The organism is Halorubrum sp. SP9, assembly GCF_005435015.1.
Lineage (GTDB): Archaea > Halobacteriota > Halobacteria > Halobacteriales > Haloferacaceae > Halorubrum > Halorubrum sodomense.
Genome location: NZ_SGXU01000300.1, coordinates 1 through 533, shown reverse-complemented (window position 1 = coordinate 533; position 533 = coordinate 1). Strand labels below are relative to the sequence as shown.

The window sequence follows — 533 nt, the reverse complement described above, 5'->3', positions numbered from 1 at the left end:
AGTTCACCCTCCTGCGTGTGCGCCCACTTGCCCGCGGTGTCAAGTTGCCCGAGCAGGTCAGCCGCACGGGAGGAACTGATGAGGAACTGGATGTACCGACTGTCGAACTGAATTTCCTCATCTTCATCGTCCTCGTCAACAGCGAGCCACTCGCTGTCATCGTCGGCGCGGTCGCCGTCGAACGCACCCATCCCGAGGCTGACACCGAGCGTCTCAACCGTCGGCGGATCAGTAGACCGATCCACGTCGTTGCGCTCCTCGTACGGCGAGAAGTCCGAGGTCGGATCCCCGAGTACACGGAGGTCACGGAAGTCGTTGTCCTCCGTCCACAGTTCGCCTTCGACCAGTTCGGGGCCTTCGACCGTGAGAATCACGTCGTTCCCGTAGTCACGCTCGCCACCCAGTTCGAGGTTGTTCTGTGCGTCGAGGAAGCCATCGCCCGTGTTGAACGGGGCCAGCCCGACGATGCGTTCGAACGTGATGAGACACTCGGGATGACCTTTGACTATCGGAGCATCATATTCTTCATAATC

1 protein-coding gene is annotated in these 533 nt (G+C 60.0%); it reads right to left on the bottom strand.

The window, feature by feature from the left end; translation table 11 throughout:
• Positions 1–533, bottom strand: a 533-nt coding sequence (locus tag EXE45_RS19970) for a hypothetical protein (RefSeq protein WP_158294327.1), incomplete at both ends; no start/stop codon positions are given.